Here is a 17,881-nt window from a genome sequence, read left to right as displayed (position 1 = left end):
GTTTCTCTATTCAATGTATTCTAGTTCGGTGACGGTTATTAGCAGTTTCAGGCCTTTTTCCATCCAAGCCACAGCAGGAACTCATCGAGCTTCCACTTCGTATAGGCCAGCACCTCGCGCGGCTTATGATATTTCATTTGGAGCGTTTTGGACTCGGTTAACCCGAGCTTCGGATCGTCATAGTTCAAAAAGTCCGCAATATCCTTCGAGCGCATGCCGTGATATTGATGCGTCACGATCACCGCGCTTTTGAAGCCGCGGTCTTTCATGATTTGTTTGCTGAACAGAAGATTTTCGTAAGTGCTTCGCGCTTTGTTTTCCAAAATGATAGCCGATTCCGGGACGCCTTGCTGAACGAGATAGTTTCTCATCCCTTCCGCTTCGGTATATTTGTTGCCGGGCTTGTCCAGTCCGCCGCTGACGATCATGACTCCGAATTTCTTATCCTTATAAAGGATAAGCGCTTCGTCCAGCCTTTCCTTCAGCCCCGGACTTGGGGCGTCGCCCCACATGGAAGCTCCCAAGACGATGCCGACATCACGCGGTTCGTTCAGCGCAGAGCTTGCTGCGTGATCCATTTTCCACCAGACGTACCCGCACCACAGAAGTCCTGCGATGACCAAAACGGCGATGGCTGTCAGTACTCGCTTCACGGGTGAGCGCCTTTTTCTGGTCACGACAATCGGTCCTTGCTCATAACGGTTCATGTTTTCCTCCTGAAATCTCCATTCTCGAACAGCCGCTTGCGGTGATCCAGCGACATTAGGAAGTAAGGAAACGTATGGGCGTTTATCGCATGCAGCACTTCCCTGGCGGTCGTTGTCGCAAGCATGTAGTCCTCTTTCGTAATGACGCCGCGGGCGAGCGCTTCCTCCAGCTCATCCTCGTCGAGCAGAAACACCTCTCCGTTTCTCAGGACGACGATATCCAAGTACAGATCGTCGAACCAGGGAACCCCCTGTTCGGTTACGCCCTGGGTCTTGCACGTGTCTATATACCACTGAATGATTTCTTGTTTTTCATCAAACATGGCGGTCACGATATAATGGCTGTTTTTGGGGAAATACTGCAGCCAGGAGTAGCCCTTATCCGCAATCCGATACGTATGGGTTCCATAATGCTTCCAAAGCGGCTCTTTTAAGTTGTAAATGGTGTATAGCGTTATGTAGCCGGTAAATTTCTCGCTTTCAACATAACGGCAGGCAAAACGCCGGCGGGAAATCCGGCGCCAGTTCGCGCGATCTCCAAATTTTCGTTTCATGGAAATTTCCCTCTCCAATATGTTAGCTTCAGCTTATCACATTTAAGAAACACACTCAAAATATATACCACTACTATAGCGCAACCACGGGCCCGAGGAGAAGAAAAACATGATGGATACAACTCCATCCCCTATAGGACCTGCATGCGTAAATTCATTTATCCTTTCCCCAGCCTAAGAAAAAAGAGCCTCCAATCCGTGATTGGAGGCTCTTGATATCTTTTTTTGGTGATTTAAGGGTTGGTGGTCTCGCCCTCTACCGTACCGGTACTGAAGTTATCCACTCTTTGGGCTCCATCCGTGCTTCCCGGATCGGACGAGCCGCCGTTATCCGGCGGAACGGTTGTCCCTGTGTCTCCGCTTCCGGAGCCGGCTCCGGGATCGCCGCCCTGATGGGCGTTCCCGTTCCCGTTACCATTACCGTTCCCATTCCCGTTGCCAATGCCATGTCCATTGCCCTTACCATTGCCATTTCCATTTGAGTTGCCGTTATTGCTTTGGTTTCCGTTGCCGTCGGTGCTTCCGTTACCCGGATTGCCGGTGCCCTGACCGTTATCGAAGCCGCCGTTCTGGTTCGGATCCTGGCCGGTCATGTCGTCGCCGTTCTGCCCATGGTCCCCCATGTTTTCATCCGGCGGCGGGAGCTGCTCATCCTGCTGCGGCTGGATCGTGACGGTCACCGTGTTCGACGGATCGGACTCTTGGCCGGTGTCCGGAGAAACCGCGACCACGTAATACTGGTAAGATTCGCCGGCAACCGTGCCGATGTCATCGATGCTTGTCGTCCGGATGCCGTCCTGCAGCACCGTGAAGTCCCCTTCGGATGCCGCCTTGCGGTAGAGGCGGTAAACGGCGTTGCCGTTCTCGTCACCGTTCCACGATAAGGAGACGGTTTGCGTGTCGGGACTGTAGCTTGCGATAAGCCCGCTGACATGGAGTTGTGGCGTCTCTTGAGCAGGCGGTTCCGGTTCCTTCTCCTTCATGTCGGCCGGCACTTTAAATTCCTTGGCCGGGAAGTTTTCGAGTGCCTGTTTCATCACTTTGCCCCAGAACGCCGCGGCAAGCGGACTGCTGTTGTGCAGCAGATGATCTTTGTCCGGGTTGTCATAACCCATCCACACCGCTGCCGTCAGCTCCGGCGTATAACCGACAAACCAAACGTCACGGTTGGATTTGTTGCCTTTAATGCCGCTTTGCGTCGTACCCGTTTTGCCTGCGACGGGGCGATTGATTCTGGCCTTTTTACCTGTGCCGCTGTCGACGACGTTTTCCATCATCCGGGTCATTTGATAGGCCGTGCTTTCTTCCATCACTTTTTTGCCGCTGTCCTTGTGCTCAAACACGACTTTGCCGTCGCTGTCCACGATTTTCTTAATCGAAAACGCTTTGTAGAACGTTCCGCCGTTGGCAAACGTGCTGTATGCCTGAGCCATTTCCAGCGTGTTGGTGCCTTTGCTGATCCCGCCGAGCGCCATCGCGAGGTTTTTGTCCTCGTCCGTCAGCTGGATGCCCAGCTTCGTCGCGAAATCGTACCCCGCTTTGACGCCGATTTGGTTCAGCAGCCAAACCGCAGGAATGTTCTCCGATTTCGTGATCGCTTCCTCCATGCTGATGGTGCTGGAATATCCATGCAAGTTCGTCGGGCAATATTTGCCGAAGCATTGCTTCTCGTTGCTTAGCGGCGTATTGATGTTGAACTTTCCGGATTCGAGCGCCGGCGCGTAAGAAACGATCGGCTTGAACGCCGAACCCGGCTGACGGCGGCTGTTCGTGACGCGGCTGTAGCCCTTCCGCTCGTAATCGCGGCCGCCGAGCAAGGCCACCAAAGCGCCGTTCTCCTGGTTCATGATGACCATGGAACCCTGAACCTGCTTATCGTCCTTGCTTTTTTCGAAGTTGGACGCGTCCGCGAATTCCTTTTCAAGCACTTTCTGCGCATTGGCATCCATCGTGGTGTAAATTTTGTAGCCGCCGATGTTCAGGTCGTCTTCGCTGAGGCCCGTTACATCTTCGGCTTCGTTCATGACGTAATCCATAAAGTTCTGGTAATTTTGCTTTTTCTTCGGCGGTTCATAGTCATAAACGACCTTTTTCGCCTGTTCCGCTTCTTCGGCGGTAATATATCCTTGCTCGGCCATCAGGTTCAATACGACCGCGCGGCGCTGCATGGAAAGGTCCGGATTGCGGAGCGGGTTGTATTTGGACGGGCCTTTCGGCATCGCCGCCAGCGTGGCCATTTGCCACAATTTCAATTCTTTCAAATCGGATACTCCGAAGTAATATTTCGACGCTTCCTTGATGCCGTAAATCTGGCCGCCGAAATTGATCCGGTTCAAGTACATCGTCAACACTTCGTCTTTGGTCAAATTCCGGTCCAAAGCCAGCGCGATCGACACTTCCGTCGCTTTACGGAAAAACGTCTTGTCGCGCGTCAGGAAAATGTTTCTCGCCAGCTGCTGCGTGATCGTGCTGCCGCCTTCCACTTTGGAACGGGCGATCACGTCCTTGACGGCCGCACGGCCGATCGACCAGAGATCGACGCCGCTGTGTTCATAGAACCGTTTATCCTCCGTCGCGACAAAAGCTTCCTTCAGCAGCTTCGGAATGTCCTCGCTGTTGACCGGGTCGCTTTTCTGCAGCGACAGCTCGCCTATCACGTTCCCGTTGCGGTCATACACCTTGGAGTTTTCATGCAGCGTAATTTTGTCCTTGTTCGCCTGATACAGCCGTTCTCCGTTGACGGAGATGTACAAGTATCCTGCCAACGCGCAAAAAACGGCGATGGCGCATGTAAAAAACAAAGTCCAAAATATGCGTTTGCCCGACAGTTTTCTTTTCTTCTTTTTAGGCGTCTTGGACGGCTGTTCTTTGTTTTTGTTGCCTGTCCGCGACAGCTTATTGTTATCCATGGTGCCTCCTGACTCCCTTTAGGATGAATTTCGAGTTTTGGAATGAAAAGAACAACCTTGTCAAGGTTGCTCCGCTCCAGTTTCTATGCCTACAGACATCGCAGCAAGCTGCGTACCGGCCGCTTCGCTTGCCCGCTGTCTATATACTTAAACGAAAATCATCCAGAAAAGTTTCAAAATACGTCCGTTAGCCCTCTTGCTGGGTTTCCTGCATCAATGAAACATTGCGTTGAGGCGTAACCGTAGAAATGGCGTGTTTGAACAGCATTTGCTGCTTACCGTCGGTATCCACGACGACAGTGAAGTTGTCAAACGCCTTGATGGTGCCGCGAATCTGAAATCCGTTCACGAGAAAAATGGTCACTGGGATATTTTCCTTACGCAGCTGGTTTAAGAATGTATCTTGGATATTAATGGATTTGTTCATTTATCCGTACCCCCAACGTTTCATTTAGATTGTTTTGAAGTATATTCAAGATTTGAGAGAAACTTTCCTGCTATTATATCACGGATTTCCGCCATTTTCGCAGAAAAATTTACGGGCTCCGTGACGTCCACCCATGAGATTTCCTTCATGTGGCGGAACCAGGACAGCTGGCGTTTGGCAAACCGGCGGGTGTCTCTCTTGAGGATCGCGACCGCGTCTTCAAGGGATTCGCGACCTTGAAGATAGCTTGCGATCTGTTTGTAACCGAGTCCCTGCATCGAGACCAGGTCGGTTCCGTAGCCCTTGTTCAGCAGCAAAGACACTTCTTCCACCAAACCCTGCTTCAGCATTTCGTCAATGCGGGCTTCAATACGTTTATATAGCATTTGCCTATCCATTGTCAAACCGAGCAGGCATAATCGGTACGGAGACTCCCGGGTTTGCCCTTCAAGTTGGGCCGATAGGGGGATACCCGTCAAATGAAAGATTTCCAAAGCCCTAATAATCCGTCTTTGATCGTTGGGATGAAGCTTTTCCGCGCTGGCCGGGTCCACCGCCTTCAGCCTGCCGTGCAGCGCTTCCGCCCCGTTTCCCTCGGCGAAGGCGGCCTGCTCGTCGCGAAATGCCTTGTCTTCCCCCACCTGCGCGAATTGATAATCGTAGCAGACAGATTCGACGTATAAGCCTGTTCCTCCGACGATAAAAGGGAGTTTGCCGCGTGCGTGGATATCCTGAATCAGGCGGTGGCATTCCTCCTGAAATTCCGCCACGGAATACGGTTCGTCCGGATTGTGGATATCGATCAAATGATGGGGAACGCCCTGCATCTCTTCCTTCGCGATTTTGGCCGTTCCGATATCCATCTCCCGGTACACCTGCATCGAATCGCCGGATATAATTTCGCAATTCCACTCTTTCGCCAGCTCGATGCTCAGCTTCGTTTTCCCGACGGCCGTCGGTCCGACCAGCACCAGCAGTTTCGGTTTATCGATGGGCTCATTTCTCCCTGTCAACGGTGATCACTCCATAAGATATTTTAGAATGGGACCGCTCCTGCTCCGAAAATCCGAGGCGGGCAAATTCGCCGCTGCCCCGCTTTTCTTTCAGCACCACCGTTTTCCGGGCAACCCTGACGGCTTCCTTGATGCTTTCCGGTGAGAGCGGGTCGCTGTTGGCAAACCGCCGGAGAGGCCGGATCGCCGACGAATCCATCAGCGGCTCGCGGAACATCGGGTCAAAATATACGATGTCCACGCTGCGGTCCGGCATCCTCCGAAGCACGTCCAGATGATGGCCGCTTTCGATCCGGACGCGCCGCATGGCGTCATTGATCTCTTCCACGTTGGAAGTATAATATGCCATTCCCTCGGACAAAAGCGCCGACAGGGAAGCCGAACTCTCGACAGCCGTTATTGCGGAATCCCTGCCGCCTTTGACGGCGAATACGAGCGTATCCGTCCCGAGGCCCGCCGTGCAGTCCAGCACGCTGTCGCCCGGACTCATCAATGCGGCGTCGAGCATCGGGTCGCTTTCGCCTTTCAGGATCCGCTTGGCGCGGATAAAACCCATGCTGGGATGGAATTCCACGGTATCGCCCCCCGGCCTGACCAGCCTTGCGCCGCCGTCCAGGACGACGATGATTTCTTCGTCGCCATGGAGCTTCGACATTTTGGCCAGCGAAGTATGGCGCCTCGGCACGTATTGGCCTCCGGTTCGGGAGGCCAAAGCCGCGGCCCGGCGAATGACGGCTTCCCCCGCCTTGTCCCCTGTAGTAATTATCATGACGCTCTCCAATCCTGTCTTTATAGTTACCGAAACGGGTCTTCAGACGTTTCTTTACATAACCCGTTTAAACAGTTTTTCCAAATCATAGGTCGAAAACGATACGACGATCGGCCGCCCATGCGGGCATGTGTACGGCTGTCTGCAGCCTCCCAGCCGATCGAGCAGCGTTTTGGCCTCGTCTTCCGTCAGCTTTTGGTTGGCTTTGATCGAAGCCTTGCACGAGCAGAGGATCGACGATTTCTCCCGCAGCTTGGCAAGGTCGATCTTGCGTTCGCCAAGCACCCATTCGGCCATCTCCTCGATCAGCGATTTTTCTTCGCCCTTTGGAAACCAGTAGGGATGCGAACGGACGCGGAACGTCTGGCCGCCGAAATGTTCCAGATAGACGCCGACCTGCTCGAACCACTGCAGCTTTTCTTTCAGCTGTTCGGCTTCGGAAGGCGTGAATTCCAGCGTGATCGGCAGCAGGAGCTCCTGGGAGGCGTCGGCGGGCTGACCGAATTTTTCGTAATAATATTCGTAATTGACGCGTTCATGGGCCGCATGCTGGTCGATCAGGTACAGCCCTTGATCGTTTTGCGCGATCAGGTACGTGCCGTGATGCTGACCGATGAGCGTCAGCTCCGGAAACGACGGAATTTCGGCGGGAGCGTCCGCCGATGCCGCCAAGAGCCGGCTCGCCAGCTCGGGATTCGAGCTGGCGCTCGTCCGCTGCGGGGATGGATAACCCGCTTCGCGGTACGGGATTGACCGCGTTTCCCTGACCATGCCGCCGCTTGCCTGCCAAGCCCCCTGGGTAGAACGCGACGAACCGCCGTACATGCTCGCGTTCCCTGCGGCCGGCCGTTCCTCCGGTTTCGGCGCAGGGGCCGAGTCGCCGCTCCCGGATATCGAACCCGGCAAAGGACGGTTTCCCGGCAAGGCCGAAACGGCTCCGGCTTCCAGCGCGGCCGCCGTTTCTCCCGCATTGACCGGCGGGGGAGCGGCTAAGCCGCGATTCGGGAAATGGAACTGTTCCTGAATGACGGAGCCGCTGTTTTTCCCGCCGACATTTTGCTTTACCACCTGGGGAATAAGCACTTCCTGCCGCAGCACGCGATGGATGCTTTCCTCTACGAACGGAAACAGCTCCTGTTCCTTGCTGAAACGAACCTCCAGCTTGGCGGGGTGCACGTTGACGTCCACCAGGGAAGGATGCATCTTGATTTCCAGCACGGCAAGCGGGTAGCGGTTGATCGGCAGCAGCGTATGGTAGGCCCGTTGGATCGCCTGGTTCAGGCCGTAATTGCGGATGTATCTGCCGTTGACGATCGTGGACACGCCGTTGCGGTTCGATCTGGTCCACTCGGGCAGGCTCACGAAACCGGCAAGCTCGAAATCGAGGTTTTCGGCGCGAATCGGCAGCATCGCTTTCGCGGCCTGCGTCCCGTATATGGCGGCGATAACCTGGAGCAGGTCGCCGTTGCCAAGCGTCTTCAGCAGCTGGTTTTCGTTGTGACGAAGCGTAATCGCGATTTCCGGATGGGAAAGGGCGATTCTGTACATGTAATCGGACACGTGGCCGAGCTCCGTCTGGATCGTCTTCATGTATTTTAAGCGGGCCGGCGTATTAAAAAATAATTCCTTGACCTGAATGTCTGTCCCGCGCGGCGCCGGCGTATCTTCTTCCGCTACCAGCTTGCCGCCTTCGACGCGGATGCGGCGGCCCAAGCCGTCGTCTCCGCTAGAGGTCGTCAGCTGCACTTTGGCCACGGCCGCGATGCTGGGCAAAGCCTCGCCGCGAAAGCCGAGGCTGGTGATGTGAAACAAATCCCGGCTGCTGCCGATTTTGCTTGTCGCGTGCCGGTAAAAGGCGGTCTGCAGGTCATCCGGCTCGATCCCCGCCCCGTTGTCGGTGACCCGGATGCCCTCGAGCCCGCCTTCTTCGACATGCACGTCGATGCGGGTCGCGCCGGCGTCGATGGAGTTTTCCACCAGCTCCTTCACGACGGACGCGGGGCGCTCCACCACTTCGCCGGCGGCAATCTGGTTGGCAATATGCTCGTCCAATATATGAATTTTAGCCATTTCCGTCACCCCTTATCTCATGGCTTCTATCTGCGGCCGGACCGTTACAAGTCCTTGGCTTTCATCTTTAACTCGTTCAGCAGCTGCATCGCTTGAAGCGGCGTCATGTTCATCACGTCCACGCTTTTGATCGCGTCCACGATCTGTTCAAGCGCCGGATCGGGCTTCGCGGCGGAATGGGCCGCTTTCTGCGCCGGCAGTGCTTCTTCTTCGCCGAAAATGGATAGCTGTACGACTTCGCCCGCAGACTCCTCCGGCTTGACCGGTTCTTCCGCAATCGGGCTTGGAACGGACAGCGGCTTGGGCGCCTCCACCGCTTCGGCGGCTGCGGCCGCTTGGACCGCGCCGTGTTCGATCCCCTGCAGCAAGTCGTAAGCCCGTCCAATAATCGAGGAAGGCAGCCCTGCCAGGCGCGCGCAATAGATGCCGTAGCTGCTGCTTGCAGGTCCCTGCACCAGCTTGCGCAGGAAATGTACGTTTTCTCCGCTTTCCTGCACGGCCATCGAGTAATTTTTCAAACCTTGAAGGCTTTCTTCCAAATGGGCCAGCTCATGAAAATGCGTGGACACCAGCGATTTGCAGCCGATGATGTCATGCACGTATTCGATGACGGCCTGGGCGATCGCCATGCCTTCGCTGGTCGACGTGCCGCGGCCGAGCTCGTCGATGATGATCAGGCTTCGCGGCGTCGCTTTTTCCGTCATGACCTGGATATCGGCCATCTCTACCATAAACGTGCTCTGCCCACCGATCAGGTCGTCCGCCGCGCCGATGCGCGTAAAGATGCGGTCGATCATCGGCACTTCGGCCTTTCCTGCCGGCACGAAGCACCCGATTTGGGCCATGATGGAGATCAAAGCCACCTGGCGCATATAGGTGCTTTTCCCGGCCATATTCGGGCCGGTAATGAGCAGGATCGCGGCCTCGTCGCGCGTAAGCTTCGTTTCGTTCGCGATGAAGGAAGAATCCTTCATCACCGCCTCCACGACGGGATGGCGTCCCGCTTCCACGACAAGGTCATAGCCGTCGGTAAGCACCGGCTTCACGAATCCCTGCTCGGCGCTGACCGCGGCCAGCGACTGGTAAGCGTCCAGCTCCGCCACCTTTTCCGCAAGCTGCTGCAGCCTCGAAATTTCGGAAGCCAACTTTTCCCGCAGCTCAGCGAAAAGAGCGTATTCCAGGTCGACCATTTTTTCCTGGGCTTCCAGGATGAGGCCTTCCTTTTCTTTCAGCTCCGGCGTGACGTAACGTTCGGCATTGGTCAGCGTCTGCTTGCGCTCGTACCGGCCTTCGGGGAGGGAGCCGACGTTTGCTTTGGTCACTTCGATGTAGTAGCCGAACACTTTGTTGAATCCGATCTTCAGCGACCGTATGCCCGTAACCTCGCGTTCCTTCGCTTCCAGCTCGGCGATCCATTTTTTGCCGTTGACGCTTGCTTCCCGCAATTCGTCCAGCCGCTCGTTGCAGCCCGGCTTGATGAGGCCCCCGTCCCTGACGGACACGGGAGGATCTTCGACGATCGTTCGCTCGATCGCTTCACCCAAGTCCCGGCAGTCGTCCATTTCGTCCGCGAGACGGCGCAGCGTGGCCGATGACGAAGACGCGCACAGGTCCTTCAAGGCGGGGATTTGCCGGAGCGACAATTTCAGCGCGTTCAAATCACGCCCGTTGGCGCTCCCGAACGCGATTCGCGCTACGAGACGCTCCAGGTCGTAAATTTCGTTCAGGGAAGCCTTCAGGTCTTCCCGCAAAATAAACTGGTTGTATAAATGATCAACGGCCTCCAGCCGTTCTTCGATCGCTCCCCGGTGAAGCAGCGGCTTATCGATCCATCGCCGCAGGAGCCGCGCTCCCATCGACGTTTGCGTCCGGTCCAGCAGCCAGAGCAGCGAGCCTTTCTTGGAGCGGTCGCGCACCGTCTCGACAAGTTCCAGATTCCGGCGGGTAAACGGGTCCAAAATCATATAGTTTCCGGGTTCATACGGCGAAATCTGCGTCAGTTGTCCGAGCGAACGCCGCTGCGTTTCGCTCAAGTACGATATGAGCACGGCGACGCAGCGGCGGCGCTCCGGATCCAGACGGGCCCATGCCGCTTCCCCGAATTGGCTGCGCACCAGGCTTTCGTCTTTTTTATCCCACGGCGTATACACGATCGGACGGCTCCACTGGATTTGTTCCGCTTGGATCAGCTCCAGCATGCGGTTGTCGCCGATCATTTCCGCAGGTTCGTAAATGCCGATTTCGTCCCGAAGCCACTCCACGGAAGAGGGCACCGACGTCACGTACAATTCGCCCGTCGATATGTCGCAGGCGGAAAGCGCCATCATCCGGTCGCTTTCCGTGACGCAAACCAGGTAGTTGTTCGATTTGTCCGCGACGGTCTTGCCCTCCATGATGGTGCCCGGCGTAATCACCCGGACGATTTCCCGGCGAACCATGCCCTTGGTAACGGCCGGATCTTCCATCTGCTCGCAAATCGCAACTTTATAACCTTTCTCGATCAGTCGCTGTATGTAACCCTCAGCCGAGTGATAGGGAACTCCGCACATCGGTATGCGCTCATCCCCGCCGCCCTCGCGGCCGGTCAGCGTAATTTCAAGCTCCCGCGACGCCTTCACGGCGTCTTCAAAAAACATCTCGTAAAAATCGCCTAAACGAAAAAAAAGGAATGCATCCTTTGCCTGTTCCTTGATTGCCAAATATTGTTCAATCATTGGCGTATATTTTGCCATGACTTACCTCCAACCTCGAACTTTGCTCATGCCCTATTATAGCAGAAAACGCAATGATATCATCATCAAGGCCGAATTGGAATATGCCACAGCGGCCGGATGTCTCGGCTTTCGTCCCATGTTCCTCCCCGCCGGACGTGGCGCAGCAAAGGCTGGACATGCTTTTCCGCTTCCTTGTAATCTTCCAAGGCTTGAAGGTCTGCCAGCAGCGGCTCCAAATATTCCCTGACGACGTCCCGCTGCCCCGCATAATACGCCCGGTGGAGCCGTTCGTCCCGATCCAGCGGGCGGCGCTTCAGTTCGCCGTGGTTCGCCGCGATCAAATAGGCCAAATAGACGATCCCTTTGGTCAGCATGGGGGAGACGAGAAAACTCGGCAAGGTCCGGTATTCGAACCCGCCGTGGGGCTGCCTGCGAAAATCGCCGAGGTATCCGTATTTCGGGCGCCTTAACCGGCTTCCCGGCGCTTCCAGGACGGATACGGGAAGCGTCAAATAGTTGTCCAGCGCCCGCAGCAGCTCCGCCGTCAACCCGATCCCGCTAAAATGAAGATGCCCTCCGAGGGGAAGCCCGGATTTCGGCATCCCGCCGGCGAGCCAATGCAGCGACCGATCGCCGATCATTTCCCCGGCCATGCGGAGCGTCCTCATCAGCCCGATGAGCAGGCCGCGCGGGCTTTCGCTGGGCTGCGGGCGAAGCTCCGCAATCGGATATGCGGTCCCGCCTTCCCCGTGCACGGCGTCGCAGCCTACTTCCCCTTCCTTGTCAAGGAAACGCGATGCAGGAACAACCTCGCCGTTCACAGGATCCACGATCAGAAACTCCGGATCCATGCCAAGCATAAGCGACCGGCCGTTTCCCATTCCCTCCGCCTGCCTTTGTTCCTGTTCCCGTGCCCGCTTATAAAGCATTTCCAGTCTGGAATTCCCGATCCAAGCCGAAGGCGTAATTTTTTCGACGGCATACTTCCGATCGCCTCCGGCGGATACCAGGAGGACCTCCCCGGAGCTAAGTCCGAGCGCATAAAGGCTGCGGACCGCCAACTTTTCCAGCTGCTTCAGCAAGGAGGGGGAGGCGGCCGGATCCCTACCGATGGCGACCGGGATCCGCAAGTTTCGCCCCGCCCCCTGCACACCGGCGATTTCGATGGCATGCAGCCCAGAAACCTGGACGGCGTATCTGCTGCGGTACTCCCCATTCCCGTCCCGGTTTCCGCCGGGAACGAGCAGCGAGCCGACCCCGGACCTGATCAACCGCATATGCCTGCGCTGGACGGACCAACTGCCGAATCGTTCCGCTTCTTCCCGACTGTCCATGGGTTCCCTTCCCTTCCGCACGAAAATTTTTCGGCAAAAAAATAAAAAAGGAGGGCATCCGCCCTCTACGCCGCCGCCCTCTCGACATATATTAAACCATACCTCTTTTCCAGCTTCCCCGATTTACAATTCATCATCATCCAGCAAATCGGGATCCAGATCTTCATAATCCCCGTCGTCGCTGAAATCGAATTCCTTGTCTTCGTAATCGCCGTGGCCTTTGCCGCACACGAGCACGCGGACTTTGGTTTCGGCCACCAGCTCCACGCGGAACTCGCGTTCCACACGGATGATGACGTTGCCTCCCCCGGACGAAACACTGGCTTCAACGCAGCTCGGTTCCTGCGTGGCCTCCGCAGAAACCTCCACGGTTGAAGCCCGGTGTTTCGGATCGAGGTACGAAAGCGGGACTAATTCTACATAAGATACCGTTTCTTTCGCGACGTCGGTTTGAGAGTTTTTGTCATAGGAATACCAGATGTTGATATCGTAAGTACCAATAACTTCAATTCCGTCGCCTGCGGCAACCGCTTCGTACTGATGGTTTATAATCCATGCCCCCAAAATACTGGTCGGATTATGAGGCGGAGTCACGGTATGTGTTACGGTAGAGAACTTACGACCTTTGCCGCAGATCGCTTTCGTGATGATCTCTCTACATTGATGTTTATCGCTTAATGACATCTTTGAACCTCCTCCATACAATCATTCACTTAAGTGTATGCAGGACATAGGCATTTGTTGATTAAACGAGCATAAATGAATGAAATAATCTTCTTCCCCGCGAAAAAAGAATCGGAGCAAATTCACGAAAAACGCAACAATTCCGGCAAAAAAAGCGTTTGGAAACTAAAACATAGAAAAACTTGACTCTTTTGCGACGGGAGTAGATATGAAGAAAAGAACGCTGATCTACCAGTTATTGATTGGTGCGTGCTTGCTTGGAGGCTGTTCAGGCTCCTCCGGACCGGGTGTGGAGGTAACGTTTACGCCCAATGAGGCGATCGCCAAAGCCGTTCGTGAAAGCCGCCGAACCGATTTTCCCGGGAAGGCCGGCGAAATCGCAGGCATCATCAAAGGGGGCGGGCCGTCGCCGGGCATACGCGTGCCCGGAAGTTTCATATCGTCCGCCGAAAAACTGGACGATTCCGCCTACCTCGTCACGCTGACTGAAAAGTGGAGCGCCAAAGATTTCAGGACGGAAGGAGCAGCGCCTGACGGGGATTTAAGCTATTCGTGGCAGTATGAGGTCAGTCCTTCCGAAGTAAAGCTGGTACAGGAGGGCGGTGATTTTCCGCCCCAACACGTGGAATAATGCGGTCCCCAAAACTAAACCCCTGCCGGCATACCAGGTTCAGTTGGAAGTCTGCGGCAAGGGTTTTTCGTTTGGAGCTCTAAGCTTATTTATTTCGATGCGATCGCGGTTTTCCGGGCAGCCACCGAGGTCGGCGCCTTGTTTTTTTTGGCCAACTTGAGGTAAAGCGACAGCTCGCGGTTCAGCTGCAAAATAGCCGATCGGATCTCGAATTCCTCCCGGGTGGCCGGCAGCTCCATCTGCCTGAATTCCTGCTCCAGCCGGTTCAAAAGAAATTCCGTCCGCCCGGTGTAAATCTCCTCCGTCACGTCATGGCTAAGCTGATCGAAGAGCTCGGCGACATCGTCGGCCTGCGGCAGCTTGCGATAGACGTGGGAAATCAGCTGCATCATGTTCTGAATCGATTCCAGCTGCTCCTTCCGCATGTAAAAATAGATGCTCCAGGTTTCGTCGGGATGGAGCATCTGGTTTTCCATCGCCCGGTGCGCCGCCTCCTGGCCTTTCCGTATCTCTTTCCCGGCTTCGATGATTTCTTTGCCGTCCCATATATCGTCAGGGTTGCGCAGCGACTCCGCGATCATCGAAAAAATGATCGAGAACTGCCGATCCACCCGTTTGCGGATTTCGACCATTTGGTCGGCAGCGCGCGGCATATACGCCAAATTGACAATCAACGCCGAACCAAGCCCGATGATCAGCAGCTCGATTTGCGTCCAAAGCGAATGCAGCGTGATGCTTCCGTTTCCATACACCCGGAACACCACGACCGAACTCGTGACGATGCCTTCCTTGAAATTGGCGCGCGCAATGGCCGGAAACGCGACCAGGATATAGATCGCCAGCACCCAGTAATGGAAACCCAAAATTTCGAATAACACGCAGGCGAACACCAGCCCGAGGAGCGACGCAAAAAACCGGGCCGAAATCGTTCTGACGCTCCTTTTGCGGGTGACGTCCACGCCCAGCACGGCAAGCAAGCCCGCGGACAGCGGTCCCGTCACACCCAAAGCATCCGCCACCAGGATCGCCATCAACGTCGCAATCGCTGTTTTAATGACCCGAAAGCCCATGAAACCGCCTCTTTCTTGCAGAAGGATCTGAAAATCCTTCTTCTTGTTGACGTATTCCATGGTAGCGGATTTCGGCGGCCAACACAATGTTACGCGGGGCTGGCAGCTCCGTTTCGGAGCAAATGTCCCGATTTCGCAACAAATTCGGTCAGCGCCGGTGGACCAGCAGCTTACGTTCAACGTAAACCACCAGCTGGTACATGGCCGTCGCCACGACGGCGATAATCAGCAGGCTCGACAGCACCAGCGTAAAATTGAACACCTGAAAGCCGTAAATGATCAAGTAGCCGAGCCCCATTTTCGCAACCAGAAATTCGCCGACGATGACGCCGACCCATGCCATGCCCACGTTCACTTTCAGCGTCGAAATGATCGTCGGAAACGATGCGGGCAAAATCGCTTTGCGGAAAACCTGCGCTTTCGTTCCTCCGAACACGCGCACCACCTTGATCAGGTTCGCATCGACCTCGCAAAAGCTGTTGTAGACGACGAGGGTCGTCACGATGACGGTGATCGACAGCGTCGTTACGGTAATGGACAAAAATCCGGCCCCGAACATGACGATAAAAATCGGTCCCAATGCCACCTTCGGCATGCTGTTGAACACGACCATGTACGGGTCAAGCACCTTGGACAAAAACGGGGACCACCAAATCAGCACCGCAATGAGCGTGCCAAGCAGCGTTCCCAGCACAAATCCGGCGACCGTTTCATCGACGGTAATGCCCAAATGGCCCCAAAGTTCGCCGCTGGCGATATCCTTTCCGATCTGCGCGAACACCTTCGACGGGTAGCTGAACAGCAGCACGTCGATCCATTTCAGCCGGCCGGCCGTTTCCCATAACGCAAAAAACAACAGCAGAATCGCCAGCTGAACCGAAAGCACCTGGAATCGCTGTCTCTTTTGACGTTTGAGATGCGCCTGATGCAGCTCTTGTATGCCGTCGTCCGGATGAGCGGGCGTACTTACGGTAATCCGGCTGTCCAACAATGACATTTCCCCTCACTCCTTATTCCCGGCGCTCTCCATTTCGCGCCAAATTTCATGAAACAGCTCGTTGAAGCCCTGTTGCTCCCTGGCAAGCAGCGGTCTGGCGCTCCGGATATGCTCCGGGACTTCAAACGATTTCAGGATCCTTCCCGGCCGGCTGCCCAGCACGATGACCCGATCGCTGACCGCCGCCGCCTCGGACAAATCATGCGTGACCAGAATCGCCGTTTTGTTTTTTTCACGGAGCGTCCCCGCGATGAGGTCTTCAAGCTGCAGCTTCGTTTGGTAATCCAAGGCCGAAAAAGGTTCATCCAGCAGCAGGATGCCCGGATCGGTCGTCAAGGTTCGCACAAGCGCCACGCGCTGCCTCATCCCGCCGGACAGCTGCTGCGGGTATAAATTGCGGGCTTCCTCAAGCCCCATTTCTTCGAGAAGAGCCGTGGTTCGCGCCAGATGCTCCTGATCCAGCCTCCCCGTTAGCTCCAGACCGATCGAGGCATTTTCGAATATGGTGCGCCAAGGGAAAAGATAATCCTGCTGCAGCATATATCCAACCTCGGCCGTAGGTCCTTCCACTTTGCGTCCGTAAACGAACGCCTCGCCTTTCGTGGGCTTCATCAGCCCGGCGATGATCGAGAGCAGCGTCGTCTTGCCGCACCCGCTAGGTCCGACAAGACTTACGAACTCCCCCGGGTATACCTTCAAATCCAAACCGTCCAGGGCCAGCGATGCTTCGCGGTCACTGACGTATACGTGCGTAATATGCTGCAAATCGACTACCGGCTCCATGCTTCCACTCTCCTTTCGGCGCTGGAATGCTATTTGACGGAAGATTTGGCTTTTTCGGCAAAGCTGTTGTCGACGATCGCTTTTGCCGGCACTTTCTCCTTCAGCTCTCCCGCCTGGCTCATCACATCCAGCAGGTTATTCCATTCCGCGTCGTCCACGATCGGATCCGTTGCGTACGTCCCCTGATCTTTATAGCGTTTGACGGCGGATGTAATGATTTCCTTATCCGCGTCCTTAAAATAAGGCATAACCGCGTCGGCGATCTCTTCGGGACTATGCTGCTGCACCCAGTTTTGCGCTTTTTGCAGCGCGTTCGTGAATTTCTGCACCGTATCGCCGTGTTTTTTGATATAACTCCGTTTCGACATAAACACCGTATATGGCAGGTGGCCGCTTTCTTCGCCGAAGGATGCCACGACACGCCCTTTGCCTTCCTTTTCGAAAATCGACGCCTGCGGCTCGAACAGCTGCACGTAATCTCCCGTTCCGGATAAATACGCCGACGCGATGTTGGCAAAATCGATGTTTTGGATCAGGTTCAAATCCTTTTGCGGGTCGATGTTATGCTTTCTCAACGTGAATTCGCCCGCCATTTGCGGCATGCCGCCTTTGCGTTGGCCAAGGAAATTGCTTCCTTTTACTTCGTTCCAATCAAGCTTCCCTTCCGCCTTCCTCGCCATCAAAAACGTCCCGTCCGTCTGCGTCACTTGGCCGAAATTGATGACCGGATCGTCCGATCCCTGCTGATACACGTAAATCGACGTTTCCGAGCCGACCAAAGCGACGTCGATCGCCCCCGACAACAACGCCGTCATCGTTTTGTCGCCGCCCGGAATCGTCTGCAGTTCGACATCCAGCCCTTCTTCCTTAAAAAATCCTTTTTCCAGCGCCACATATTCAGGGGCGTAGAAAACGGATCTCGTGACTTCCCCCACCTTAACCTTTTCAGCGGTTTTGCTGCCCGAGCAGCCCGAAAACAACATTCCGCACAGGACTAGGGAGAAAAGTCCGATCCACATTCCGCGTTTGTTCTTTATCATGCGCCTTCCTCCATCCTCTTCATGAGCCTACTGCCATCATATGCATGAGCCCAGCAAAGGGTTATACACCGGGGTGAAGAATCCATGGCACAAGCCTTAAAATGAAGGGGCGATGCCGGATGGAAAGACGGCTTACAATAAAAAAGCCCCGAGCTCGAATCCGCAGCATAACGTCGCGG

15 protein-coding genes are annotated in these 17,881 nt (G+C 55.3%); 1 reads left to right on the top strand and 14 read right to left on the bottom strand.

Translation table 11 applies throughout. The annotated features are described in order from the left end of the window. Window positions 1-47: 47 nt before the first annotated feature. From GQY55_RS23755 to GQY55_RS23710, 10 genes are all read right to left on the bottom strand, one after another. The gene (locus GQY55_RS23755; RefSeq protein ID WP_160044399.1) at window positions 48-707 is read right to left on the bottom strand and encodes a YdcF family protein; all 660 of its coding nucleotides are present in this window, start codon (window positions 705-707) and stop codon (window positions 48-50) included. Beyond that, complete coding sequence (locus GQY55_RS23750; protein ID WP_160044398.1) at window positions 704-1,261, bottom strand: DUF402 domain-containing protein; 558 nt, start codon at window positions 1,259-1,261, stop codon at window positions 704-706. The genes GQY55_RS23755 and GQY55_RS23750 overlap by 4 nt, the downstream gene beginning before the upstream one ends. Window positions 1,262-1,494: 233 nt before the next feature. Then, window positions 1,495-4,170 carry a PBP1A family penicillin-binding protein gene (locus tag GQY55_RS23745; RefSeq protein WP_160044397.1) on the bottom strand — a complete coding sequence of 892 codons (2,676 nt, stop codon included), beginning with the start codon at window positions 4,168-4,170 and terminating at the stop codon, window positions 1,495-1,497. A 187-nt stretch (window positions 4,171-4,357) separates the two neighbouring features. After that, complete coding sequence (gene hfq / locus GQY55_RS23740) at window positions 4,358-4,597, bottom strand: RNA chaperone Hfq (protein ID WP_160044396.1); 240 nt, start codon at window positions 4,595-4,597, stop codon at window positions 4,358-4,360. A 20-nt stretch (window positions 4,598-4,617) separates the two neighbouring features. After that, entirely contained in the window at window positions 4,618-5,610 is a 993-nt protein-coding gene (miaA, locus tag GQY55_RS23735) for a tRNA (adenosine(37)-N6)-dimethylallyltransferase MiaA (RefSeq protein WP_236575823.1), read from the bottom strand. Beyond that, window positions 5,594-6,379, bottom strand: coding sequence for a class I SAM-dependent methyltransferase (locus tag GQY55_RS23730; protein WP_160044395.1), 786 nt, complete (start codon window positions 6,377-6,379; stop codon window positions 5,594-5,596). Before GQY55_RS23730 ends, miaA begins: the two co-directional genes overlap by 17 nt. A 54-nt stretch (window positions 6,380-6,433) precedes the next feature. After that, a complete protein-coding gene (gene mutL / locus GQY55_RS23725; RefSeq protein ID WP_160044394.1) occupies window positions 6,434-8,449 on the bottom strand; it encodes a DNA mismatch repair endonuclease MutL in 2,016 nt (671 codons plus the stop codon). Between the two features lie 44 nt (window positions 8,450-8,493). After that, complete coding sequence (mutS, locus tag GQY55_RS23720; protein ID WP_160044393.1) at window positions 8,494-11,181, bottom strand: DNA mismatch repair protein MutS; 2,688 nt, start codon at window positions 11,179-11,181, stop codon at window positions 8,494-8,496. Window positions 11,182-11,246: 65 nt separating this feature from the next. Then, window positions 11,247-12,497, bottom strand: coding sequence for a putative amidoligase domain-containing protein (locus tag GQY55_RS23715; protein WP_160044392.1), 1,251 nt, complete (start codon window positions 12,495-12,497; stop codon window positions 11,247-11,249). A gap of 123 nt (window positions 12,498-12,620) precedes the next feature. Continuing rightward, complete coding sequence (locus tag GQY55_RS23710; protein WP_160044391.1) at window positions 12,621-13,181, bottom strand: outer spore coat protein CotE; 561 nt, start codon at window positions 13,179-13,181, stop codon at window positions 12,621-12,623. A gap of 208 nt (window positions 13,182-13,389) precedes the next feature. Here GQY55_RS23710 and GQY55_RS23705 point away from each other — a divergent pair, with 208 nt between their 5' ends. Further along, window positions 13,390-13,812, top strand: coding sequence for a hypothetical protein (locus GQY55_RS23705; protein ID WP_160044390.1), 423 nt, complete (start codon window positions 13,390-13,392; stop codon window positions 13,810-13,812). 89 nt (window positions 13,813-13,901) lie between these two features. On the opposite strand, the gene GQY55_RS23700 is transcribed toward GQY55_RS23705, so the two are convergent. From GQY55_RS23700 to GQY55_RS23685, 4 genes are all read right to left on the bottom strand, one after another. Then, window positions 13,902-14,882 (bottom strand): aromatic acid exporter family protein, encoded by a 981-nt coding sequence (locus GQY55_RS23700; protein WP_160044389.1) that lies wholly within the window; start codon window positions 14,880-14,882, stop codon window positions 13,902-13,904. A 148-nt stretch (window positions 14,883-15,030) separates the two neighbouring features. Then, complete coding sequence (locus tag GQY55_RS23695) at window positions 15,031-15,879, bottom strand: ABC transporter permease (protein ID WP_160044388.1); 849 nt, start codon at window positions 15,877-15,879, stop codon at window positions 15,031-15,033. A gap of 6 nt (window positions 15,880-15,885) precedes the next feature. Further along, a complete protein-coding gene (locus tag GQY55_RS23690) occupies window positions 15,886-16,662 on the bottom strand; it encodes an ABC transporter ATP-binding protein (protein WP_160044387.1) in 777 nt (258 codons plus the stop codon). Window positions 16,663-16,691: 29 nt separating this feature from the next. Beyond that, a complete protein-coding gene (locus tag GQY55_RS23685; protein WP_160044386.1) occupies window positions 16,692-17,702 on the bottom strand; it encodes an ABC transporter substrate-binding protein in 1,011 nt (336 codons plus the stop codon). Between the last annotated feature and the right edge of the window lie 179 nt (window positions 17,703-17,881).

Origin of the sequence: Paenibacillus sp. USDA918EY (assembly GCF_009870825.1) — a bacterium.
Lineage (GTDB): Bacteria > Bacillota > Bacilli > Paenibacillales > Paenibacillaceae > Paenibacillus_AQ > Paenibacillus_AQ albilobatus.
This window is presented reverse-complemented; position numbering and strand designations above follow the sequence as displayed.